At 52.2% G+C, this 21,976-nt stretch carries 23 protein-coding genes; 8 read left to right on the forward strand and 15 right to left on the reverse strand.

Going from position 1 to position 21,976, the window contains the following annotated elements; translation table 11 throughout:
• Positions 1-108 precede the first annotated feature (108 nt).
• The 4 genes from HMF8227_RS09315 to HMF8227_RS09330 all read right to left on the reverse strand — a co-directional run bounded on the left by HMF8227_RS09315 (position 109) and on the right by HMF8227_RS09330 (position 4,377).
• The gene (locus tag HMF8227_RS09315; RefSeq protein ID WP_109339923.1) at positions 109-1,128 is read right to left on the reverse strand and encodes an ABC transporter ATP-binding protein; all 1,020 of its coding nucleotides are present in this window, start codon (positions 1,126-1,128) and stop codon (positions 109-111) included.
• A complete protein-coding gene (locus HMF8227_RS09320) occupies positions 1,128-2,789 on the reverse strand; it encodes an ABC transporter permease (RefSeq protein WP_239421245.1) in 1,662 nt (553 codons plus the stop codon). Before HMF8227_RS09320 ends, HMF8227_RS09315 begins: the two co-directional genes overlap by 1 nt.
• Before the next feature lie 10 nt (positions 2,790-2,799).
• Complete coding sequence (locus tag HMF8227_RS09325) at positions 2,800-3,816, reverse strand: Fe(3+) ABC transporter substrate-binding protein (protein ID WP_109339924.1); 1,017 nt, start codon at positions 3,814-3,816, stop codon at positions 2,800-2,802.
• 117 nt (positions 3,817-3,933) lie between these two features.
• Positions 3,934-4,377 carry a GNAT family N-acetyltransferase gene (locus HMF8227_RS09330; protein ID WP_420820556.1) on the reverse strand — a complete coding sequence of 148 codons (444 nt, stop codon included), beginning with the start codon at positions 4,375-4,377 and terminating at the stop codon, positions 3,934-3,936.
• A 119-nt stretch (positions 4,378-4,496) separates the two neighbouring features.
• Between HMF8227_RS09330 and yciH the strand changes: the two genes are divergently transcribed.
• The 4 genes from yciH to pheA all read left to right on the forward strand — a co-directional run bounded on the left by yciH (position 4,497) and on the right by pheA (position 9,465).
• Positions 4,497-4,817 (forward strand): stress response translation initiation inhibitor YciH, encoded by a 321-nt coding sequence (yciH, locus tag HMF8227_RS09335; protein ID WP_109341065.1) that lies wholly within the window; start codon positions 4,497-4,499, stop codon positions 4,815-4,817.
• Positions 4,818-4,834: 17 nt separating this feature from the next.
• The gene (locus tag HMF8227_RS09340) at positions 4,835-5,638 is read left to right on the forward strand and encodes a response regulator (RefSeq protein ID WP_109339926.1); all 804 of its coding nucleotides are present in this window, start codon (positions 4,835-4,837) and stop codon (positions 5,636-5,638) included.
• A 51-nt stretch (positions 5,639-5,689) separates the two neighbouring features.
• A complete protein-coding gene (locus HMF8227_RS09345; protein ID WP_109339927.1) occupies positions 5,690-8,071 on the forward strand; it encodes a penicillin acylase family protein in 2,382 nt (793 codons plus the stop codon).
• Between the two features lie 206 nt (positions 8,072-8,277).
• Positions 8,278-9,465, forward strand: coding sequence for a prephenate dehydratase (gene pheA / locus HMF8227_RS09350; RefSeq protein ID WP_109339928.1), 1,188 nt, complete (start codon positions 8,278-8,280; stop codon positions 9,463-9,465).
• Between the two features lie 334 nt (positions 9,466-9,799).
• Here the strand turns inward: pheA and HMF8227_RS09355 are convergent, their stop codons facing one another.
• From HMF8227_RS09355 to HMF8227_RS09375, 5 genes are all read right to left on the reverse strand, one after another.
• Complete coding sequence (locus HMF8227_RS09355) at positions 9,800-10,516, reverse strand: hypothetical protein (protein ID WP_109339929.1); 717 nt, start codon at positions 10,514-10,516, stop codon at positions 9,800-9,802.
• Between the two features lie 87 nt (positions 10,517-10,603).
• Positions 10,604-11,383: a hypothetical protein gene (locus HMF8227_RS09360; protein ID WP_109339930.1), complete on the reverse strand. Its 780-nt coding sequence runs from the start codon at positions 11,381-11,383 to the stop codon at positions 10,604-10,606.
• Between the two features lie 607 nt (positions 11,384-11,990).
• Positions 11,991-13,118 (reverse strand): bifunctional chorismate mutase/prephenate dehydrogenase, encoded by a 1,128-nt coding sequence (gene tyrA, locus HMF8227_RS09365; RefSeq protein WP_109339931.1) that lies wholly within the window; start codon positions 13,116-13,118, stop codon positions 11,991-11,993.
• A 3-nt stretch (positions 13,119-13,121) separates the two neighbouring features.
• On the reverse strand, positions 13,122-14,213 hold the full coding sequence (locus tag HMF8227_RS09370; RefSeq protein WP_109339932.1) for a 3-deoxy-7-phosphoheptulonate synthase: 1,092 nt from the start codon (positions 14,211-14,213) through the stop codon (positions 13,122-13,124).
• A 230-nt stretch (positions 14,214-14,443) separates the two neighbouring features.
• Positions 14,444-15,028, reverse strand: a complete 585-nt coding sequence (locus HMF8227_RS09375) for a DNA-J related domain-containing protein (RefSeq protein ID WP_109339933.1) — start codon at positions 15,026-15,028, stop codon at positions 14,444-14,446.
• A gap of 105 nt (positions 15,029-15,133) precedes the next feature.
• Here HMF8227_RS09375 and HMF8227_RS09380 point away from each other — a divergent pair, with 105 nt between their 5' ends.
• Positions 15,134-15,586: a YaiI/YqxD family protein gene (locus HMF8227_RS09380; RefSeq protein WP_109339934.1), complete on the forward strand. Its 453-nt coding sequence runs from the start codon at positions 15,134-15,136 to the stop codon at positions 15,584-15,586.
• Position 15,587: 1 nt separating this feature from the next.
• On the opposite strand, the gene HMF8227_RS09385 is transcribed toward HMF8227_RS09380, so the two are convergent.
• From HMF8227_RS09385 to rpsP, 5 genes are all read right to left on the reverse strand, one after another.
• Positions 15,588-16,610 (reverse strand): tetratricopeptide repeat protein, encoded by a 1,023-nt coding sequence (locus tag HMF8227_RS09385; RefSeq protein WP_162558562.1) that lies wholly within the window; start codon positions 16,608-16,610, stop codon positions 15,588-15,590.
• Between the two features lie 159 nt (positions 16,611-16,769).
• Positions 16,770-17,138: a 50S ribosomal protein L19 gene (gene rplS / locus HMF8227_RS09390; protein ID WP_109341066.1), complete on the reverse strand. Its 369-nt coding sequence runs from the start codon at positions 17,136-17,138 to the stop codon at positions 16,770-16,772.
• Between the two features lie 20 nt (positions 17,139-17,158).
• Positions 17,159-17,917, reverse strand: coding sequence for a tRNA (guanosine(37)-N1)-methyltransferase TrmD (trmD, locus tag HMF8227_RS09395; RefSeq protein ID WP_109339936.1), 759 nt, complete (start codon positions 17,915-17,917; stop codon positions 17,159-17,161).
• Entirely contained in the window at positions 17,917-18,447 is a 531-nt protein-coding gene (rimM, locus tag HMF8227_RS09400; RefSeq protein WP_109339937.1) for a ribosome maturation factor RimM, read from the reverse strand. Before rimM ends, trmD begins: the two co-directional genes overlap by 1 nt.
• A 26-nt stretch (positions 18,448-18,473) precedes the next feature.
• Positions 18,474-18,722 (reverse strand): 30S ribosomal protein S16, encoded by a 249-nt coding sequence (gene rpsP, locus HMF8227_RS09405; RefSeq protein ID WP_109339938.1) that lies wholly within the window; start codon positions 18,720-18,722, stop codon positions 18,474-18,476.
• 210 nt (positions 18,723-18,932) lie between these two features.
• Here rpsP and HMF8227_RS09410 point away from each other — a divergent pair, with 210 nt between their 5' ends.
• A complete protein-coding gene (locus tag HMF8227_RS09410; RefSeq protein WP_109339939.1) occupies positions 18,933-19,892 on the forward strand; it encodes a D-2-hydroxyacid dehydrogenase in 960 nt (319 codons plus the stop codon).
• On the opposite strand, the gene HMF8227_RS09415 is transcribed toward HMF8227_RS09410, so the two are convergent.
• Positions 19,876-20,787 carry an AEC family transporter gene (locus tag HMF8227_RS09415; RefSeq protein ID WP_109339940.1) on the reverse strand — a complete coding sequence of 304 codons (912 nt, stop codon included), beginning with the start codon at positions 20,785-20,787 and terminating at the stop codon, positions 19,876-19,878. The genes HMF8227_RS09410 and HMF8227_RS09415 overlap by 17 nt on opposite strands.
• Positions 20,788-20,922: 135 nt before the next feature.
• Here HMF8227_RS09415 and HMF8227_RS09420 point away from each other — a divergent pair, with 135 nt between their 5' ends.
• On the forward strand, positions 20,923-21,774 hold the full coding sequence (locus HMF8227_RS09420) for an SPFH domain-containing protein (RefSeq protein WP_109339941.1): 852 nt from the start codon (positions 20,923-20,925) through the stop codon (positions 21,772-21,774).
• Positions 21,774-21,971: a DUF4177 domain-containing protein gene (locus HMF8227_RS09425; protein WP_109339942.1), complete on the forward strand. Its 198-nt coding sequence runs from the start codon at positions 21,774-21,776 to the stop codon at positions 21,969-21,971. Before HMF8227_RS09420 ends, HMF8227_RS09425 begins: the two co-directional genes overlap by 1 nt.
• Positions 21,972-21,976: the final 5 nt, after the last annotated feature.

A 21,976-nucleotide genomic window follows, 5' to 3' on the forward strand; every position in this document is an offset into this window, starting at 1 on the left:
AAAACAATTCTCGATTATAAACATCGGCAATTGAGAATCAATATTATTTACAGGAATATTTCGGATTTATTGGGGTGGATCAATTCGGCAGTGTTTAGCGCCGCTTTTTTAGTCGGTGACCAATGGCAAATAAGACTCTCTCAGCACCAAACTTATGTGCTGCCCGGGCTGATAGTGTTCTGAACCTGTCGTCGCCACCCAGATTGAATGCTCACTGGGCAGTCGCACCTGTAACAAGTGATGGGTACCCAAATAAGCCGATTCCAATACTTCCGCGAGAACCCCCTCTGGCTGTATTTGAACGGACTCGGGCCGCACCAGACACGAACCAGTATCGGCCTGCACGGTTGTCAGTGGTTGAAAGTCGCCCAGCTCACAATGCCAGATCTCGCTCTTTCGCTTGGCCGGCAGTAACACACCCCGGCCGATAAACTCGGCCACAAAACGGGTGGCGGGACGATGATACAAGTTAGGGGCATTATCCCACTGGTGCACCCTGCCCTGAGCCATAACCGCAATATGGTCAGCCAAGGCAAACGCTTCAGCCTGATCATGGGTTACCAGTAACGCGGTAATGCCCTCGTGGCGAAGAATACGACGCACCTGACGAGCCAACCCTTCACGCAATTCCGTGTCCAGACTGGAAAACGGCTCATCCAGCAGCAGCACATCCGGCTTCGGTGCCAGCGCGCGGGCCAGTGCCACTCGCTGCTGCTGACCGCCGGACAATGAATAGCTGTAACGACCGGCAAAATCGGTGAGTTCCACCAGTTCCAGAAGCTCTCGAACGCGTGCCTGGCGCTTGTCGGCAGACCACTGGCCTAAACCAAAACCGATGTTTTCCGCCACAGTCAGATGAGGGAACAGAGCAAAGTCCTGAAATACCATACCCACATGGCGTTTTTCCGGAGCCATATGTTCGTTGACGCCGCTCACCACCCGGCCTTCCAGTTCAATACTGCCCTGAGCCACCGGCTCAAAACCGGCGATGGCTCTTAATACCGAGGTTTTGCCACAGCCCGAGGGCCCCAGCAAACAGCCAATCTCCCCGGCATGCAGCCGAAAGCTGACGTCGTCTACGACTTTCTTGGCATCATAAGCAACAGCGATGCCGTTCACTAACAACATTATTGGTATCCTTTTCGGGTCGCTTCGATGGCGCGTGACAACCAGATAACCGGTAAAACGCCCACTACCAGTATGGCCAACGATGGCAGAGCGGCGTCGGCCAGGCGTTCATCGGACGCCAGTTCATAGGCCTTAACCGCCAGCGTATCAAAGTTAAAGGGTCTTAGAATCAAGGTGGCGGGCAGTTCTTTCAGTACATCCACAAACACCAGCAATAAGGCCGCCAGTACACTGGGACGCAATATGGGCAGGTGAATGCGCTTTAAAATGCCGATGGGAGAAAGGCCCAGACTGCGACCGGCCTGATCCATCGACGGGCGAATACGCTCCAGGCCAGTGTCGATCTGATGCAACGACACCGCCAGAAACCGTATACTGTAGGCCAGTACCAGCGCAAACAGGGTGCCAGAAAAAATCAGTCCGGTTTGAATACCAAACCAGGACGCCATCAGTCCGTGTATACGGTGATCCAGCCAGCTGAGCGGCAACAAGCAGCCTACCGCGATCACCGTTCCCGGTACCGCATAGCCCAGCGAGGCAGTATTGATAGGCCAGCGAATGCGGCTGTTAGGTCTGAGCCGTTTGCCATAACTAAACAGCAGGGCCAGCAGCAACACGACCATCGCGGTGACCCCGGCTAACAGGAAACTGTTCCCCATCAATCCGATAAACTCGCTATCAAACTGCTCAAAGCCGGTATAAAACACCCAGTGCGATAGCATCAACACTGGCAGTATAAACCCCAGGGTCAGTGGTAGCGCACAGCACGCAAACAAGAAACCGGCCCAAGCGCCGCGCACCCTCTGGCGACGTGCGGTAATCTGCTTATGCCCTTGATAGTAATAACGGATCTTGCGGCGTGAGTACTTTTCCAGAATCAACAGAATAAACACAAAGCCAGTCAATAAGGCAGCTAATTGTGCTGCGCCCACGCTATTCCCCATACCAAACCAGGTGCGGAAGATGCCGGTGGTAAAGGTACTGACCCCAAAGTACTGCACCGTGCCATAGTCGGCGAACGCCTCCATCATCGCCAGCGCCACGCCGGTTAAAATGGCAGGCCGCGCCATCGGCACCGCCACCTTAAAAAAGGTGGCTACCGGCCCCATGCCCAAAGCCTGACTGACCTCGTACAGGCTTAAGCTCTGCTCACGAAAGCCATTGCGAGCCAGCATAAACACATAGGGGTAAAGCACCAGTGTCAGCATTACAATAGCGCCGCCCAAAGAGCGAATCTCTGGAAAGTAATAGTCGCCGTATTGCCAGTCAAACAGACTTCGAAGCAGGCTTTGTACTGGTCCGGCAAAGTCCAGGAACCCGGTGTAGCTGTAAGCGATAATGTAGGCAGGCATCGCCATCGGCAGCAGCAATAACCACTCAAACTGACGCCGCCCCGGGAATTCAAAATGGTGACATAACCAAGCCAGGCCTGTACCGATGGTCATGGTGCCAAGCCCCACTCCCAGAGCCAGAAGCAGGCTGTTAACCACATAACTGGATAACACCGTGTCGGTCAGGTGCTGCCACAGCTGCCACTGAGGGTCCGCCACACTGCTTAGCACCACCAGAACGGGCAGTGCCAGCACAAAGGCTGGCACCCAAACGGCGATGCGCCAACCATCGGTTAGCGCATTTTTAAACGAAAAGATTCGGTCAGTCACTGAATATGGCTTACTTCCAGCCTGCTTTGTCCATCAGAGTGAGTGCCTCACCGTTCAGCTTACCCACCACTTCCAGTGGAATTGACTCCGCTTTAAAGTCACCAAACTGCTTAAGCACCTCGCTTTGCTCGACGCCCGCGCGAACCGGGTATTCCTGATTGTGCCTCGCGTACCATTGCTGACTTTCTGGCGTAATCAAAAATTCCAGCAGTTTTTGAGCGTTGTCGGCATTGTTGCTGTGGCGGGTCACCGCCGCGCCAGAAATGTTCACATGTACCCCGCGCTCATCCTGATTTGGCCAGAATACCGCAACTTTCTGTGCCGCTTCGACCTGGGCTGGATCGTCGCTGACATGCATACCGGCAAGATAATAGGTATTGGCGATGGCAATATCACACTGGCCGGCGGCAACGGCGCGAATCTGGTCTCGATCCCCGCCTTTGGGTGGGCGGGCAAAGTTTTTCACCAGTCCCTTAGCCCAGGCTAAGGTCTCGGCCTCGCCTTTTTGCTCGATCATGGCCGCCACCATAGACTGGTTGTAGATATTGCTGGACGAGCGAATGCAGATACGTCCCTGCCACTTGTCATCGGTGAGCGCTTCCATGGTCGAAAGCTCAGCCGGGTCTACTCTGTCCTTAGCGTACATGATGGTGCGTGCTCGTTTGGTCAGGGCAAACCACTGGTTGTCCTCGCCGCGCAGACGCGCCGGAATATGCTGTTTCAGGACCTCGGAATCAACGCTTTGCAGCAAATTCTGTTCCTTGGCCCGGTACAAGCGCCCCACATCGGTGGTGATCAGCACATCCGCTGGTGTCAGCGAACCTTCTGCGGCGATACGGGAGATCAGAGTATCTGCCTTACCGGTGATCAAATTCACCTCAACGCCGGTTTGCTCGGTAAAACGCTCCAATACCGGCTTGATCAGTGCCTCCTTACGAGCCGAATAGACATTGACCTGTTCGGCCGCCACTGAGGGCAACACCGTAAGTGCCGATAAGGCAAAGGCTAAAACGCGGGACTTTATCATCAACAACCACCTCCAAAGGCGACATCAAATGGGCTACTAATGGCGGGCATCATAGTCCAGTTGATAATAATTCTCAATAAAATTAATGTCGCCTCAGTTGTGTCAGATCAATACAGTCTATTGGCTTTCGTACATCAGGTAATGGCTTTCCACCATGCCCAAATGTTCGTAAGTGGCCTGTGCCTGTGTGTTCTCTTTTTCGACATACAAGCGATAGCCACACACGTTACCCGCCTGCTCACCCAGGCGCTGAACTTCATGGTACAAGCCTGAATAAATGCCCTGACGGCGGTTCTCCGGTTTGACATAAACACTCTGGATCCACCAGAACAGGCCATTGCGCCAGTCGCTCCATTCATAGGTGACCATCAGGCTGCCAACAATCTGATCGTCTTGCTCGGCCACTAAGTAAAAACCAAAAGCAGGCGTGTCTACAAGTTGGCGTACACCAGCGCTTAGGGTATCCGGGTTCAGGGTCTTGCCCTCGGTTTCCCGGGCCATCAGTTGGTTAAAGTCCACCAAAGCCGAGACATCGTCCAGGGTAGCCGGTCGAATTTGAATGCTCATTGTTGATCCTACGCAAAGAGTATGAAAGCCCGTGATTCTATCCTAAAGCTAGAGTGTTAAAAACGCGTGCTATTGTTTACTATGGCCTTTTTCAGCGTAATCAGGTTTATATCATGAGCGACAATAATCTGGTTTATTCAACCGATATGGGCCGGATCAAGCCGGAAGAACCCAAGAGCCAGCCCAAAAGCGGCGACGGTATCGTGCGTTTGCGTCGGGAAACCAAAGGCCGAAAGGGCAAGGGCGTGACCATCGTCGACGGTCTGCTCGACCCTGACGAACAAATAAAGAAATTGTGCAAAGAACTCAAAAAACAATGCGGCACCGGTGGTACCGTAAAAGACGGTGTGATCGAGATCCAGGGTGATAACCGGAATAACATCAAGGCCGCACTGGAAAAGAAAGGCTATCAGGTCAAGCTGGCCGGTGGCTAATACTCAAAGGATTATTTATGACGCATCATATTTCCCGAACTGATCTGAATATTCTGCTACTGGAACCCTCAGATACGCAGCGCAAGATTATTACCAATATGCTGCACAAAGCTGATATCGGTAATGTTGTTCCCGTGGGGAATGTCGAGGAAGCCAAAAAACAAATCAGTCTGCATGGCGCCGATCTGGTGGTCAGCGCCATGTATTTTGAAGACGGCACGGGCATGGATTTGCTCAATAGCATCAAGTCCAATCCGGAAACCGAGAGCATCCCCTTTATGCTGGTGTCCAGCGAGTTCCGCCCGGCCAAGCTGGAAGAATTTAAACAGGCGGGTGTCGTGGCAATTCTGCCCAAACCCTTTGAACCCGTGCATTTGCACCGGGCCATTGATGCCACATTGGATTTACTCAACGCCGAAGAGTTGGACCTGGAGCTGTTCGATATCGCCGAGGTACGCGTGCTGCTAGTAGACGACAGTATGACGGCTCGTAAGCATATTCGCCGCGTATTGGAAGGCATGGGACTGGCTAAAATCGACGAAGCCGAGAACGGTGCCAATGCCCTGACTCTGCTCAAAGACAATACCTATGACTTAGTGGTTACCGATTTTAATATGCCGGAGATGGACGGTCGCGAGCTGAGCGAGTTTATCCGTTTTAACCCCAACACCGCTCATATCCCCATTATCATGGTCACCAGTGAAGCCAACAACAGCATGCAGATGAACAACATCCAGCAGACCGGCGTCAACGCACTCTGTGACAAACCCTTCGAGGCTGCCGAGGTGCGCCGTATTCTGCATACACTATTAAACCAGTAACCCTGTCGGGGCGGCGCTGGCCGCCTGTCCGGCTAACAAAGGGATTCATCCGTGTTAATTCAATCACGCCGACGCATCAAAGCCCTGTTGTGGGGCTTGTTGGGTCTTATACTGCTCACCGCTGTTGCCGTATATAGTCTGCTCAGAGCCAGCCTGCCGCAACTGGACGGTCAAGTCGCGATGGATGGTCTCAGTCAGCCGGTCAGTCTCCAAAGAGATGGTCGCGGCATGGCCAGCCTCACTGCCGCCAACCGTCTGGATCTGGCCCGGGCTTTGGGCTTTGTGCACGGTCAGGAGCGGTTCTTTCAGATGGACCTCATGCGGCGTAATTCCGCCGGTGAACTCTCAGCTTTGTTTGGTGAAGCCGCCCTGGAACGGGACAGAGAGATCCGCCTGCATCGTTTCCGCTCCCGTGCCGAGCGGCGGCTAACCGACCTGCCCGAGGCTCACCATGCGCTGGTAAAGGCTTACAGCGAGGGCGTTAACCAAGGCCTGAATGCGCTTGATACCAAACCCTTCGAGTACTGGCTGTTACAGGCCTCCCCAAAGCCCTGGCAAGCGACCGATACACTGCTGGTGCTCTACAGCATGTACCTGGATTTGCAATACCACGATGGCCGTCGTGAGCGGTCACTGACCGCGCTTAACGAGATCCTACCGCCCGAGCTCTATGCTTTCTTGCAGCCGCCCGGCAGCCGCTGGGACGCGCCCATCGATGGCAGCAAACGTTCGGCTAATCCCATTCCACAAACCGGATGGCCAAACCTCGCCGAAGCGCCGCGGCAGGCAGTGAACGATAAAAGCAGTGGCGATGCCATAACCGGCAGCAACAACTGGGCGGTGAGCGGCGCCTTAACCCCTTATAAATCGGGCATGCTCGCTGACGACATGCATCTGGGTCTGCGAGTGCCCAATATCTGGTATCGCGCTCAGTTTAACTGGCAGCAGAACGGACAGGCTCACCAACTCACCGGTGTGACCCTGCCCGGTACCCCGCTGATGGTGGTGGGTTCCAACGGTAAGGTGGCCTGGGGCTTTACCAACAGCTACGGCGACTGGAATGATCTGATCCGCTTAAAGTTGGATGACAGCGGCGAGCGTTACCTAACCCAAGACGGTTATGAGCGCTTTAGCGAGTACGACGAATCTATTGCCATTAAGGGGCAGGATTCAGACTCCCTGACCGTGCGTGAAACCCGCTGGGGCCCGGTGATTGGCGAAGACAGCGAGGGGAACCTTCTGGCTTACCGCTGGGTAGCCCATGACGCCCAGGGCGCCAACCTGAATCTGCTGAATATGGAAACGGCCACAGACCTCTATCAGGCCATGGAGACCGCCAACCGAAGCGGTATCCCGGCGCAGAACATCATGCTGGCAGACAGCCAGGGCAATATCGGCTGGAGCATCGCCGGAGCCATGCCCATTCGCAATATCGAAGACGGCCAGTTTATCAGTGACTGGAGTCAGCCCGGCAGCGGCTGGCAAGGCTATCGAAGCGCTGAGAGCTACCCGCGAGTTATCAACCCCGAGCAGCAGCGCCTCTGGACCGCCAACGCGCGAGTCGTCGGTGGTAAAGCGTATGACAAGATCGGCGATGGCGGCTATGCCCTGGGCGCTCGCGCCCAGCAGATCCAGCAGCGCCTGTTTGAGCAGGACAGTTTCACCGAACAGGATCTCTTTGCCATTCAGATGGACTCAGAAGCCCTATTTTTAAGCCCCTGGCGTGAGCTGCTGTTACAGCAAGGCTGGCTGGTCGATTATCCTACAGCACACAGAGCCATTGAAAACTGGTCCGGTTATGCCTCGAAAAACGATTTGGGCTACCTGCTGGTGCGCCAGTTCCGCATCTTTACCCGCAACGCCGTTTTCAGCCAGTTAAACAGTCTCGCCGAGCAGCATGATAGCGCCTTTCACTTTCGTGCCGTGCGCAACCAGATGGAGTCAGCCCTGTGGGCCATGGTCAGTGAGCAGCCCCCGCATTTATTACCAAAGGACTACGACAGCTGGCCTGAGCTACTACAACAAAGCTGGGAGCAGGCGCTGGCCGATCTCGATAACCAATACGGCAACTGGCAAACGCTGGACTGGGGCCGGTTTAACGCCGTTGCCATCAAGCACCCGCTAAGCCCCTTTATCCCGGGTCTGGGCTGGCTGACCGATATGCCTGATGACAAACTGGCCGGTGACAGCTTTATGCCCAATGTATCGCGGGATGACTTCGGCGCCTCGCAGCGTCTGGTGGTGGCCCCGGGCCATGAGGACAGCGGCATACTGCAGATGCCTTCCAGTCAGAGCAGCCATCCTTTAAGCCCCTATTTTGCCAGCGGCCACGATGACTGGGTGAATGGGCGGCCCACGCCCTTGTTACCCGAAGCCAGTGAATACCACCTCACGCTGACACCGGCTATTGACAAGGACGCGGCGGCACAATAGATTGACAGCTATGAAACGGATAACGGTATTCTTTGGCGCGTTTTTTATCTCGCATTGACGGGAGGACGCGACGTGCCAAGGCATTAGCAAAACCTCCCACCGGGAGGTTTTCGCATTTAAGGGCCAGGAAAAAAGCCCGGATAACAAAATCAATAATAACGGCGACAGAAAACGACTTTACCTAGATTAACCACGGAACCCGATGTATGACAGATTACACCCAACAACTGGACGGCCTGCGCCAACAAATCAGCGCTCTGGATGCCGACCTGCTCGCCCTGCTGGCCCGCCGCCAGCAGCTGACCAACGATGTCGCCGAAACTAAGATTAAAGCCCACCTGCCGGTGCGGGATACCGCCAGAGAAGAAAAGCTCCTGATTAAGCTGATTAAAGACGGTCAGAAACTGGGCCTGACGCCTCAGTACGTCACCAGCCTGTTTCATGTGATTATCGAAGACTCGGTATTAAACCAGCAGATGCTGCTGGCCCAGCGTGCCAACCCCGACAGCGACAGGCCTCTAAACCGGGTGGCCTTCTTAGGCGATAAGGGCTCCTACAGCTATCTGGCTACGCAGAAATACTTCAGCCGCCGCCCCGGCGAACTTTTGGAAATTGGCTGTAAGAGCTTTAACGAGATCATCGACAAGGTGGAGTCCAACGAAGCCGACTACGCGGTGCTGCCCATCGAAAACACCTCATCGGGCAGTATTAACGAAGTCTACGACCAGCTGCAGCACACCAGTTTGTCCATCGTCGGCGAGCTGACCCATCCGGTGCGCCACGCACTGCTGGTCGGCTGTGACACCGACACCAAGCAAATCCGCACCCTTTACGCGCACCCGCAGGTATTTGCCCAGTGCAGCCATTTTCTGGCCGAGCTTGGCAATGTGGATGTGAAACCCATGGACAGCACGTCGGCGGCCATGCTGAAGGTCAGCGAGTTGAATGACCCCACCGTCGCCGCCATTGGCAGCGCCGCCGGTGGTGAACTCTATGGACTGACCGCCATCGAATCCAACCTGGCTAACCAGAAAGAAAATCACAGCCGCTTTATTGTGGTGGCCCGAAAACCGGTAGAGGTACCGCTGCAAATTCCGGCCAAGACCACCTTAGTGATGTCCACGGTACAAAAGCCGGGCGCCCTGGTGGAGGCCCTTGTGGTTCTCAAAGACAACGACATCAATATGACCAAGCTCGAATCCCGCCCCATTCACGGCAACCCCTGGGAGGAGATGTTCTACATCGACGTGGAAGGCAACCTGCAGGACGGACCCATGCAAATGGCGCTGGACCAACTCAAAGGCATGACCCGCTACCTGAAGGTGCTGGGCTGCTACCCCACCGAAGAAGTCAGCCCCACCAAAGTGGCCGCGGCTAATGCACTGAGTGAGTAAGAGTGGCGATTCTGGAATGAATAGAGAAGCCCTGAAAGTCAGGGCTTTTTCTTTTCTGGCTGGGAGCTAGCAGTCAGTAGAGGGCTTTAGTAACGCCCCAGTGTGGTGGCCCAAGCGCGCGGGCTATAAAGCGAAGCAGCCCGCGTGTTTTTTCCCGATATTTGGTTGTTATACAAATTACCCAATTAATTCATTGAAAGCAATTCGCGAGGCTTTAGCGCCAAGTTACTTTCGATGCTTTCACTTAGTCGTATAATACTTAGCTTTGCGGCGTGACGGAGCGTAGGTATATCCGACAACAGCCATTTGTTAGATATATGATCAGCGAGAAAACCTAGAAGTTTAAAATTTTATTCAATAACTCTTCTTTAGTAACATTGGCAATGTCAATTGAATTATCACTTCCAAAGCTATTCCGATAGCCAGAAAGCTTAGCCTTTCCAATATCTTCGATAACTTGACGGGCACCTCGCAACGGCACGACAGAATAGTAGTCTGTGTGCGCTTGACCCAAGCTATCTCGGTAGGCGATTTCAAAAAATCTACTTAAACTTAATTCTGCGTAAAAACCGTGTTTTTCAGCATACTGCTCGAACGTATTCGTGAAATCTGTTAGTTTTTTACTGTTCTTATGGCCTTTCAATGTAAACATCAGGCCTTCGGCATTCTGAGTGACTTCTGTAGCGGAGAAATAGCCGCGCAAAGGTAACTCTACCTCGATAATGTTCTTGCTGGTATCCTCCGGGTATAGCTTGGCGCGCAACCACACCGCGTCGGATATATCCGCTGCTAATGCTGGTTCTCCCAGGTTATAGACTCTGAGCTCTTCCTCAAAGAAACGTCCCGTTTCCGGATTTCTAACTTGAACTACGAATGCATGGATGCTCGGGCTTATAGATTGCTCAGCGACATTCAGCTGGGCCTCTGCCAGCTCGGTTTGTTTCCAAGACAGTAACACCTGCGATATTGAGACCAAGACGGCCATGATCCCCAATAACGACGCCGCGGCCGTTTCAAAATATATCTTGTTTTCTGTAAGCCACTTCTTCATGCAACTCTGCCCAAATCAATTTGATAACGCTAGCAGTCCCGGCTGATACGGAGCGCAGAGGAGTATCTGTCCGACAACTCGCATTTGCTATGTTTTATTTTCATGCTCTGAAATCACCTTATCAGCTAGATACTTTCTTCCAGCATTTGTGATCTCATATCCTTCTTCAATTCCAAAGGTTTCTCCTGATTTTTTAAGAAGCCCTTTTTTCTCCAGCTGATCAAGAGTTTTAACAGCAAAATCTAATGATACGTCATTGTCCCCAATGATATCGCTCGGTATGTATTGATGATTGTCTTCCAATTTTGAAAAATACGTCAAAACTGTTTCTTGATCATCTGATAGTTCAACGTATTCAGCTGGGCGAATGGATTCAAATTTTGATATAACTTTGTACAGTCTTTCATTATCTCTGGAAAGCTTATCTATTACGCTCTCTAATTCATCTTTTTCGTTATTGTTATCAGATATTATCTTTCTTATTTTTTCTTCTTTATTGATCAACTCCTTTCTGATGGCAATTGAGTTTTCAATAGATAAAGGCTCTGATAGAGAAAGCTTGCTCTTAGACCTCAACTTATGAGAGGAGGTCCACTCCCATATATAGAACGGAATGTAGGAAACAATGGGGTACAGCAAGCAGAACAGCGCACTGTACAATAGAGGGTAAACCACATTACGGTCAAAATTTCTGAAGTTACTCTGGATATATGCCAATTTATCCTCTATTGCTGAGTCTGACAAGAGAAAATAGAACACCGCTTCCCAGTTAAATATTAACCAGAAAACTAAAATACTACCCAAAATCGGGCTACTTACTCTTTCATACAGCTGTGCCTTTAATGACGTACTTAGTTCTTTTAACATTAAGTTTCCTGATCTACTTTGAGAGCATAACGGTGTATTACTGAGAATTCCGGGTATCCGTGAGGCAGGCTGTGCATGGGAACGTCCGTGTTTTCTCCGTTTATCCCATACTAACAACAAGTTAACCCATTGCGCTATAGGTCATCTTTTATCCAATGATTGCACAAACCGAGTCTCCTCTGTGTATATTACCGAGAAACACAACCCGCATATCCGGCAGGGAGGCCAAAGGTGGAATCCACCTCAAAAGCAGGAGCTAGATCCCGAAACAAGTTCGGGATGACAATATAGTTGGGCCCAGAACTAAATTCAGGGCGACGATGGTTTGGGTTTGGTGTGACTTATAGAGCATGGAGGACAATGCTAGCACTGAAGGTCAAACAGACTGGATGCCGCATCGGGTGCGGCATGACAGAATGATTGTTATGTACTTTCCTAATAGAACAGATTGTCGCTTTACCCCGTCATTCCTGTAAAAGCCGGAATCCATAGTGGCGGTTGAACAGGTATCAAACCACCAAGGTGAATATCTGATGGCTAGGTTTTATGCTGATTCTTATCCTCTTAAACAGCGACTACTGCTTAAGAGGACAAGCTCAAAGCCGGGTTAACTCCTGGCATCCTCGGCTTTTTGTAGCAGCTTCTTACTTTCGGTCAGGCTGGTTTGGGCAAAGTCGCCGAACCAGTCGCCGATGCGGTTAAACTCGCCGATAAAGCTGTCCTTATCTCCCGATTCCAGCACCGAAAGAGCCTTGTCGAAACGCTCCCGAAAGCGTTTCAGCAGGCCTACCGACTGCTCGTTGTCGAAGATAATGTCAGCGTACAGGCGCGGGGACTGGGCAAACAAGCGCCCTACCATGGTCAGCTCGAGCCGGTAGATGGGCGAGCTAAACTGAATCAGCTGCTCCAGGTTAGGGTCTTCTCCGGCCAGATGAGCGCCATACACAAAGGTGCCAAAGTGGCGCATCACCTGAATAAAGCTCATGGCATCGTCATGGGCCTTGGCATCGGAGAAATTCAGCAGCGCGCCCCAGCTGCGCATCTGCTCAATCAGCCACTGATAGTTCTCCGGCTGACGACCTTCACAAACCACCACCACTTGCTTAACCAGGCTGGGCACATCCGGGCCGAACATGGGGTGTAAGCCCACCACCGGACCTGAGTGTACTTCCATCATGGCTTTCAGCGGACCGGATTTAATACTGGTGATATCCGCCAGCACACAGTCTTCAGGCAGTTTGGGCAGCTTGCGGATAATGGCCTCGGTCTGGGTGATGGGCACCGCCATGATGACCAACCCCGCATCGGCCAGAATCGACTCAGCCTGCGGCCAGTCGTCTGCCTCCAGCGTTTCCACTCGATATTCGGAGCGCTCGAACATATCCACAAACACCCGGCCCAGTGCGCCCTTGCCGCCCACGACCACTACCTTACTCAGTTCTGGTTTGGCGCAGCGATAGCGCACATTCTGAGTCTGATAAGACTCGCGCATAATGCGGCGCAGCAAGTCCTCGATCAACTGCCCGGAAAGGCCATGCTGCTCGGCCTCCTGGCGGCGCTTTTCAATCAGTTCCGCCTCCCGCTCCGGCATGTAAATGGGCATACCGGTTTGGCTCTTGTACTCCCCCACCTGACGGGTCACGTCCAGGCGTTTGGCCAGCAGCTCGACCAGTTCACTGTCCAACTGGTCGATCTTCGCTCTTAAGGAGGCTAAGGGATTGGTGGGCTCGCTCATGGGTTATCCGGCCTGTTGTAGTTTATCCAGTCGCATGGGCAATACGGTGATCAGCTTATCGCGCGTATCGCGCAGCAGCTTCTCGGTGGTACTCCAGTCGATACAACCATCGGTAATAGAAACGCCATAGTCCAGCTCAGACAGGGTTTTACCATCGCCTTTCTGATTACCGGCATTAAGGTGGCTTTCCAGCATCACACCAATGATGGACTGGTTGCCCTCCAGGATCTGATTAACCACATTATCGGCCACCAGAGGCTGGCGACGATAGTCCTTGTTAGAGTTAGCGTGGCTGCAGTCCACCACCAGAGACGCATTCATACCGGCATCGTGCAGCTCTTGCTCACAGTCCGATACACACACTGAATCGTAGTTTGGCTGTTTGCCACCGCGCAGGATGATATGGCCATCCGGATTACCCTGAGTCTGAATAATGCTGACCTGGCCTTCCTTGTTAATGCCCATAAAGTTATGCGACGAAGCCGCCGACTTAAGAGCATTGATGGCAATATCCAGGCTGCCGTCGGTGCCGTTTTTAAAGCCCACTGGCATGGACAGGCCACTGGCCATCTCACGGTGAGTCTGTGACTCTGAGGTACGCGCACCAATGGCCGACCAGCTAAAGAGATCGCCCAGGTACTGCGGGCTGATGGGGTCTAAGGCCTCGGTTGCCACCGGCAACTCCAGCTCCGACAACCAGATCAGCAGCTCCCGCGCCTTACGCAGTCCGTGTTCAATATCGAAGGTACCGTCCAGGTGAGGGTCATTGATAAGGCCCTTCCAGCCCACGGTGGTACGCGGTTTTTCGAAGTAGACCCGCATCACCACATACAGGGTATCTTTGGTTTCTTCATGCAACTGCTTGAGCTTAAGAGCGTATTCTTTGGCCGCTTCGACATCGTGAATGGAACAGGGGCCACAAACCACCAGCATACGATGATCGCGACGATGAATAATATCGGCGATGGTTTTACGGCTTTGTTCGATGGCACTGCGAGCCTTGTCAGAAATGGGCATCTCGCGAGCCAGTTCGTCCGGAGTCACTAAGACCTGTTCCGAAGAGACATGAACGTTGGAAACGGTGTCTTTTTGCATGGTATTACCTATTTGTGTTTTGTTTTGAGAGAAAAAGAATTAAGCACAGGCGGGCCGGTTCCGGCCCAGGGCCTATAAGAGAAGGCCCTAAAGGGAGGAATCAATAATATCGAGCGGTCTTAAACAGCGGGTGTAAACCCTTATTTACAATCATTGATTTATGCTTTTCTGTAACTTAATTGACTTTTTATCACTTTATATCAGGAGGGGCAATAACTAAATGTGGTTATTCAGATCAACTTACGATAAGCAGCCGTCAGAGACTGGCTCTTAGACAGGCTGCCGCCGTGCTTGTCGGGATGATATTGATGCATCAGTTTACGGTACTGCCTTTTTATAGATTGCTCGCTGGCATCGGCGTCCAGTCCGAGCTCCGAGAGCGCTGTCAGGCGCTCTTCATCACTCAGGCAGGCATCCATGTTCTGCCAAAAGCCATTTAATAACTGCTCCACATCGTTCACACCGGTTTTTTCCAGTTCGGACAGGTCCAGATAGTAAGCCCGCAGACGGTCGGTTTCGGTGATCCCGGCCTGTCCGGGCTGGTACTCCTTTAAAGCAATATGAGTAGTATGGATACTGAGATCGCCGCTTTGTTCGGCCAGCAGCTGGTCGCGCAGCATATAAAGCTGATGGAACAGAATGAAGTGGGTTTGAAACAGCACCAGCGGGTCGCCAAAGTCCAGTTCAGGTTCAAACACCCCCTGTTCTGGCTGCTTTAACAGGTTAATCAGATCGTATTCTTTTATCCCCTCAGGGTGGCGCTTGAGGATGGCATAAAGTACACCGGCAAATTCCGGCATCTGTATTGCGCTCATTGTCGAGTCTCTGTGCTACACTCCGATGCCATCAGTGTGCCATAGCCTGACAGCAGAACAAACGATTCCCCAACCGTGCGAATGTCAGGACAAAAGGAAAAGAACATGTCACAACAAATTTGGGTCGATGCCGATGCCTGTCCGGTGATGGTCAAAGAGATCCTGTTTAAAGCCGCCCAACGCACCCAGACACCACTGACACTGATCGCCAATCACGCCATGCGCGTGCCCCCATCGCCATTGATTCGCGCATTGGTGGTCAGTAGTGGCTTCGATATGGCCGACCATGAACTGGTTAGACGGGCACAACCCGGTGATCTGACCGTCACTGCCGATCTGCCGCTGGCTGACGAGTTAATTACTAAGGGTGTGGCGGTGATTACGCCCCGGGGAGAAATGCTGGATTCGGCCAATATCAAGTCACGACTGAATATGCGTGACTTTATGGACACCATGCGCAGTAGTGGCATTCAAGGTGGTGGCCCGCCACCTCTGGGCCAGAAGGACAAACAGGCCTTTGCCAATGGCCTGGACCGCTGGCTGGCACAAAAACGCTGATTTAGCGTACTAACTCACCTTTTAACTGAACGTAACGATTTTGATGGCCCGGCATCAGTAATTCTTGCTGAACTTTACTCAGGTAGTCGAGGCTCTTGGTATGGTCGCCAGATTGCTTTTGTGCCTCTGCCATAAACAAATACAGTTTATGCTCTAAGCGACGATCGCCACTGGTAATGGCATGCTCGATACCTGACTTGAATGCTTGTTTTGCCTCGTTAAACCGCCCCACCTGCTTGTACGCTCTTCCTAAGTTTTTATAGGCGACACCAATTTGCTGCTCGTTACCTTCAATCATCCCCCATTTGAGCGTTTCTTCACTGTACTCAATGAAACACTCCATTTTTCCTAAATTGCGACAGGCATGGCTAAGATTGCCATACAGCTCCATATTAAATACTGGGTCACGGTTTTGATGGTACTGCTCTTTCAGACGCTCAAGGAACTGAAGCGCTTTTCCGTACTCATTCAGGTACAGGTATAAGTTGGCAACATCAACCAGTCGTAAAGGGTTCGGGACCACCTCATTGAGATGGTTGAGTTTTTCTATCGCGCTATGTAGATGTGCTTCGCCAGATTTTTTCTCACTGAGGATGATTAACGATTTGGCCAGGTAAATTTCCGCCCTGACCTCCAACACAGGTGGCAAGGGTTCGCGCTCCAGCAATGCCAAGCTTTCCCGCTTCAGACGTGGGAACTTTTCTAATAAAAATAACGATTCCAGCTGATATTGCTTTAACGTCAGCCAACGTCGACTGCTCTCCGGCGTACTTTTTAGTAGCACAGACACCTGTTTCAAGCAGGCCTTGGGAGCGGACTGACAGACACTGTCTACGGATGGCTCGTTCTCAGCAAGCGCCATCGTTATTGTCATTGTCAGGTAACACGTGCTCAGAAGCCACGCGAGTAATCCGAAACGTCCCATTATTGCAGTGTCAACACCATCATTATTATGCTTATAAGGCATCATATCTGATAAGTTAGCTACTGAATAGCAAAACGGACAAGTCGCGAGGGTGGCCACCCTATTCTTACATTCAGGCTGGTAATATCAGGGGTTGGCCTTCCGCCGAGGCATGTTAACAGAGGAATCCTTTAGCGAAGCCTGGCTCCTTGCTATACAAAAAAGCCCGCATAAAGCGGGCTCTCGAGTGTAAGTATGTCAACGCAGGATGTGTTCGGATTAAGCCTTGGTATTAAGCTTTTCTTTGATACGTGCAGACTTACCTGAGCGCTCACGCAGGTAGTACAGCTTCGAACGACGAACGTCACCACGACGCTTCACCTGAATCTCAGCAACAACAGGACTGTGCGTCTGGAATACACGCTCCAGGCCTTCACCGCTGGAAACTTTACGCAGCGTGAAAGCGGAATGCAGGCCACGGTTACGTTTAGCGATAACCACACCTTCAAACGGCTGAAGGCGTTCTTTATCCCCTTCCTTTACACGTACACGAACCAGCAGGGTGTCACCTGGGCCGAATTCGGGCACGTCTTTTTTCATTTGCTCTTGTTCAATTTGCTTGATGATATCTTGATTGACTTTGCTCATCATAACCTCTCGTCCTGGAATTAACTGTCATCGTGCTGCATCAGCTCCTGTTGGAATTCCTCCAGCAGGCGCTGCTGCTCCTCAGTCAGAGCCAGGTGTTCTAACATTTCAGGGCGTCGTTGCCAGGTTCTTCCCAGCGACTGTTTTAACCGCCACTGCCTGATTTTTTCGTGATTGCCACTTAATAACACCTCGGGAACCCGTTCGTCGTTTAAGACTTCCGGGCGCGTGTAGTGGGGACAGTCCAGCAGTCCTTCGTTGAAGGAGTCCTGCTCGGCGGATTGTTCGTGTCCCAGCACGCCTGGGATGAACCTTGCCACCGCGTCCATCAGCACCATGGCAGGCAATTCGCCGCCACTTAACACGTAATCGCCGATGGACCATTCTTCGTCCACCTCGGCCTTGATGACACGCTCATCAATGCCTTCGTAGCGACCCGCTACCAGAATCAGGTTACCCTTCTCCGACAGCTGCTGTACGCCGTGCTGATCCAACTTTTTTCCCTGAGGTGATAAGTAGATCACCTTAGATTGTTCACCCGCCACCTGTTTGGCAGCGTGTATTGCATCGGTAAGCGGTTGCACCATCATCAACATGCCGGGACCGCCGCCGTAAGGCCGGTCGTCTACGGTACGGTGCTTGTCGTGGGTAAAGTCTCTTGGATTAAAGCACTCTACCTCAACAAGGCCGTTTTTTACCGCGCGTCCAAACACCCCGGACTCGGTCACGCCCTGGAATAACTCCGGAAACAAGCTGACCACACAAAATTTGCGGGTCATTAAAAATCCGGCTCCCAGTCTACCTTGATGGTGTTGTTGTCCTTATCCACCTGAACAACCACTTGCTCTTCCAGATAAGGAATCATCCGCTCTTTGCGACCAAAGGCATCATTGATGTTGGCTTTCACAACGAGTACATCGTTGGAGCCGGTTTCAAACAGGTCCTGTACTTTACCGAGGTCATAACCGTTTTGGTTAATCACCCGCATACCGACCAGCTCACGCCAGTAAAATGCGCCATCTTCCAGTTCAGGAAGCTGCTCGGGACGAATGCGAATGTCCAGATTCTTCAGCCGGTCGGCTGCGTCTCTGCCATCCACGCCCTCAAGCTTGGCCACAATACCTTTGTTGTGCTTACGCCATTGCTCGATTTGGTATTCCTGACTCTTCTCACCCGAGCCAACCAGCCAGGGGGAATAGTCAAAAATACCGTTCATTTCGTCGGTATAGGCGATGATCTTGACCCAGCCTTTCACGCCATAAGGTGCTCCGACTTTGCCGACCACGATAGTTTCCGATGCAGAACTCATCCTATACCTGTATCTCTACAACTAAATTAAGCCGCAGCTTTAGCGTCTTTAACCAAACGCTCAACGCGCTGAGACAGGCTGGCGCCGTGGCCGACCCAGTGCTCAACACGGTCCAGATCCAAGCGAAGACGCTCTTCCTGGCCCTGTGCATAAGGGTTAAAGAAACCGATGCGCTCAATAAAGCGACCGTCACGGGCGCGGCGGCTATCTGCCACTACGACCTTGTAAAATGGACGCTTTTTCGCGCCACTACGCTGTAAACGAATAGTAACCATAAATGCCTCAAAGTTCGTTAAGCGTTGACATACACTTACACACCCAACCACCCTCAGGTTGAAGGGTCGCGGTATTCTACGGATTTAGCCGCAGATTGCAAGGCGTTTCGCCGCTTAAATAAAGGAGTTCCAAGGGCTTTTGGCAGATTGTGAGGGCCGGTGCTTCAGTGCTAATCTGACCGTCTCATGCTTTTACCCTTGGGAGACGCTATGCACGCTGTGTTGCTGGATGCCAAAACGCTAGGCTGGGCCGACTTAGGTCCCATGGAGGCGGCCTGTGATTCGCTGGTTCGCCACCAGGTCACCCCCCCTGAACAGACGTCTGAGCGCTGCCAGGAGGCCGAGATTGTGATTACTAATAAGGTGCTGCTGGATGAAACTATTATCAAGCAGTGTCCCAAGCTAAAACTGATTGTAGTGGCAGCCACAGGCACCAATAATATTGATCTCGACGCTTCCTCGAAACGGGGCATCACCGTCTGCAATGTCCCCGACTATGCCGGTCCCGCCGTAAGCCAGTATGTGTTTGCTCAGCTGTTAGCTCTCAAGCACCAAACCTTTGCCTATCGCGATGCCATGCAAAATGGCCTTTGGCCCCAAAGTCCGGTATTTAGCTGCCTGAACTTCCCTATTGACGAACTGGCTGGCAAAACCATGGGCATCATCGGCTTCGGTACCTTGGGACAGTCGGTGGCCAAACTGGCCGAGGCTTTTGGAATGCAGGTGCTGATTGCCGAGCGTAAAAACAGTGCCGCCTGTCGTCCCGGCAGGATACCTTTTAAGGACGTACTGCGTCAGGCCGATGTACTCAGCCTGCATTGCCCGTTAACGCCTCAAACCGACAAGCTGATCGATACCGACGCCCTGAGTCTGATGAAGCCGGACGCCATTTTAATCAACACCGCACGCGGCCCGGTAGTGGATGAATACGCCCTCGCGCAGGCTTTAAAGCACAAGCGCATCGGCGGTGCTATTATCGATGTACTCAGTCAGGAGCCGCCGCAGGCCAGTCATCCATTGTTAAACACGCAAGAGCCCAATTTGATTGTTACCCCCCATATCGCCTGGGCCACAGAAGCGGCCGTCCAAAGACTGGTGAATACAGTCGCTGACAATATCAGGCACTTTGTGGCGGGACAGCCTCATAATAAGGTCAGTACAGATAGCTAAGCCCCCAATACCACAGCGGCAGTGTGGCCAGACTTAATAAAATACTGCCCCCTACCAGGGTCGCCACAAACCGGGGGGCCAGATTGGCACCAATGGCCACCGCTCCGGCGGTCACCATCACCGGCATAGCCGCTTCAAATACCGTGACCTGCGCCAGCAGTGGCGATACGTCCAACGGCCATACAACGGCTAACGCAATAGCCGGAACCACAAGCAGCTTGGTGATCAATGCAAACAGCAGAGGACGTCCCTGTTTGTTATCCAGTTTTAGCTGAAACTGAAAGCCCACCGCGATCATAATGGTTGGCACCAATGTTTGCGCCAGACTGTCTAAGAAGCTCGTCATTAGTGGCGGGTAAGTCCAACCTCTTAGCATCAGAGCCAACAGCAAGGCGAGGAAAGCCGGAAACAGTAGGATCTTCTTAGCAATACCACGAGGCGAGGGAGCTGCAACATCGGGGTTAAACAACGCCGCCATGACCATGGCATAGCTGGCAAGAATTAAAAACGATCCAGCCTGATCATAGATAATGGCATAGGTTAACCCCGTATCGCCAAAGAACGCCTGCACCATGGGAAAACCCAGAAAAGAGGTATTGCCCAAAGGCAACACAACCAGTAACGCCGCCGTGGTGGCCTTATCCCAATGACACGCCCGGGATACCGCCCATACCAGCCCTGCCGTTATCACCAGTAATCCCCAGGGTACAAGCGCCGGCAACAAAAGCTCAACCGAAAAGGTCAGTTTAGGCACGTTGAGCATTACCAATGCCGGTAGCGCGACATAAAGCACGTATTGATTCAGTACCAACCCTGTTTGCGCAGGAATGGAACTGCTGCGCTGCATAACCAGACCAATGGCCAGATACAACAAGATTAAAACAAAATTTTCCAACGTCGAGCTTCCTTATACCCCTCGTTTCACACTGCTTGGACAGTAACATAATTTAGATACCGACATTGACAGACTCAGCTGTAAGAACTAGATTTGATATCAAATTGATATCAAATGATAACAACGGAGCTACCCATGCAAGAAAAGCGCGGATTTTCTTTAAACGGCTACCTGGCCTTGCTGATTTTACTGGTTCTGATCCCCTACTCTGTTAGTGGCCTTAATTACCAAGGGAGTCCGGCAGTGGTCGTGCATCTCATTCTGTTGATACTGTCGCTTATCTGTCTGGGCGGTTTTTTTATGGTGCAGCCCAATCAGGCCAAGGTACTGACTCTGTTCGGTGCCTACGTGGGCTCGGTCAGAGCCACCGGGCTGCGCTGGACCATTCCATTTTTTATGCGCCGTACCATTTCTTTACGCATTCGCAACTTTGAAAGCGGGCGGATCAAGGTTAACGACAATCAGGGCAACCCTATCGAGATCGCCACTATCGTAGTCTGGTCGGTGAGCGACAGCGCCGAAGCGGTCTTTGAGGTGGACGATTACGAGAGCTTTGTCAGTATCCAGAGTGAATCGGCACTGCGTAATATGGCCAGCTCCTACCCCTATGACCCTCAGGAAGAAGACGGTCTGGCGCTGCGCAGCCATCCGCAAACGATCTCCGAACGCTTAAAAGAAGAGATCCAGGAGCGCCTGGATAAGGCGGGCGTGACCGTGCACGAGTCGCGCATCAGCCATTTGGCCTACGCGCCGGAAATCGCTAGTGCCATGCTACAGCGCCAGCAAGCCTCTGCTATCGTTGCTGCCCGTACCCGCATTGTTGAGGGTGCTGTCGGCATGGTAGAAATGGCCCTTGAGCAGCTCAAAGCTCAGGGGGTGGTGGAGCTGGACGAAGAGCGCAAGGCCAATATGGTCAGTAACCTCTTAGTGGTGCTATGCGGCGATAAGCACACCCAGCCAGTGGTTAACGCAGGGAGTCTTTACTAATGAACTGGGAATATAAAACCGCCGAAATCAAAGTCAAAATAAAAGGCTTTATTACTACTTATTGTGACAGTGAGAACCTGCAAAACTACCTGAGCGATATGGGTCGGCAAGGTTGGGAACTGGTGACCTGTCAGTTTCCCGCCAGGCCCACCTCAGCACATTATGTGCAGGTGGTCCTGAAACGTCCTAAGTCATAAAGGTC

The sequence above is a fragment of the Saliniradius amylolyticus genome (genome assembly GCF_003143555.1).
Classification (GTDB): domain Bacteria; phylum Pseudomonadota; class Gammaproteobacteria; order Enterobacterales; family Alteromonadaceae; genus Saliniradius; species Saliniradius amylolyticus.

Excerpts from the sequence above, each read along its gene's own strand:
- HMF8227_RS09315 (WP_109339923.1), bottom strand. The coding sequence starts at position 1,128 with ATGTTGTTAGTGAACGGCATCGCTGTTGCTTATGATGCCAAGAAAGTC.
- HMF8227_RS09325 (WP_109339924.1), bottom strand. The coding sequence starts at position 3,816 with ATGATAAAGTCCCGCGTTTTAGCCTTTGCCTTATCGGCACTTACGGTG.
- yciH (WP_109341065.1), top strand. The coding sequence starts at position 4,497 with ATGAGCGACAATAATCTGGTTTATTCAACCGATATGGGCCGGATCAAG.
- HMF8227_RS09340 (WP_109339926.1), top strand. The coding sequence starts at position 4,835 with ATGACGCATCATATTTCCCGAACTGATCTGAATATTCTGCTACTGGAA.
- pheA (WP_109339928.1), top strand. The coding sequence starts at position 8,278 with ATGACAGATTACACCCAACAACTGGACGGCCTGCGCCAACAAATCAGC.
- HMF8227_RS09355 (WP_109339929.1), bottom strand. The coding sequence starts at position 10,516 with ATGAAGAAGTGGCTTACAGAAAACAAGATATATTTTGAAACGGCCGCG.
- HMF8227_RS09360 (WP_109339930.1), bottom strand. The coding sequence starts at position 11,383 with ATGTTAAAAGAACTAAGTACGTCATTAAAGGCACAGCTGTATGAAAGA.
- tyrA (WP_109339931.1), bottom strand. The coding sequence starts at position 13,118 with ATGAGCGAGCCCACCAATCCCTTAGCCTCCTTAAGAGCGAAGATCGAC.
- HMF8227_RS09370 (WP_109339932.1), bottom strand. The coding sequence starts at position 14,213 with ATGCAAAAAGACACCGTTTCCAACGTTCATGTCTCTTCGGAACAGGTC.
- HMF8227_RS09375 (WP_109339933.1), bottom strand. The coding sequence starts at position 15,028 with ATGAGCGCAATACAGATGCCGGAATTTGCCGGTGTACTTTATGCCATC.
- HMF8227_RS09380 (WP_109339934.1), top strand. The coding sequence starts at position 15,134 with ATGTCACAACAAATTTGGGTCGATGCCGATGCCTGTCCGGTGATGGTC.
- rplS (WP_109341066.1), bottom strand. The coding sequence starts at position 17,138 with ATGAGCAAAGTCAATCAAGATATCATCAAGCAAATTGAACAAGAGCAA.
- trmD (WP_109339936.1), bottom strand. The coding sequence starts at position 17,917 with ATGACCCGCAAATTTTGTGTGGTCAGCTTGTTTCCGGAGTTATTCCAG.
- rimM (WP_109339937.1), bottom strand. The coding sequence starts at position 18,447 with ATGAGTTCTGCATCGGAAACTATCGTGGTCGGCAAAGTCGGAGCACCT.
- rpsP (WP_109339938.1), bottom strand. The coding sequence starts at position 18,722 with ATGGTTACTATTCGTTTACAGCGTAGTGGCGCGAAAAAGCGTCCATTT.
- HMF8227_RS09410 (WP_109339939.1), top strand. The coding sequence starts at position 18,933 with ATGCACGCTGTGTTGCTGGATGCCAAAACGCTAGGCTGGGCCGACTTA.
- HMF8227_RS09420 (WP_109339941.1), top strand. The coding sequence starts at position 20,923 with ATGCAAGAAAAGCGCGGATTTTCTTTAAACGGCTACCTGGCCTTGCTG.
- HMF8227_RS09425 (WP_109339942.1), top strand. The coding sequence starts at position 21,774 with ATGAACTGGGAATATAAAACCGCCGAAATCAAAGTCAAAATAAAAGGC.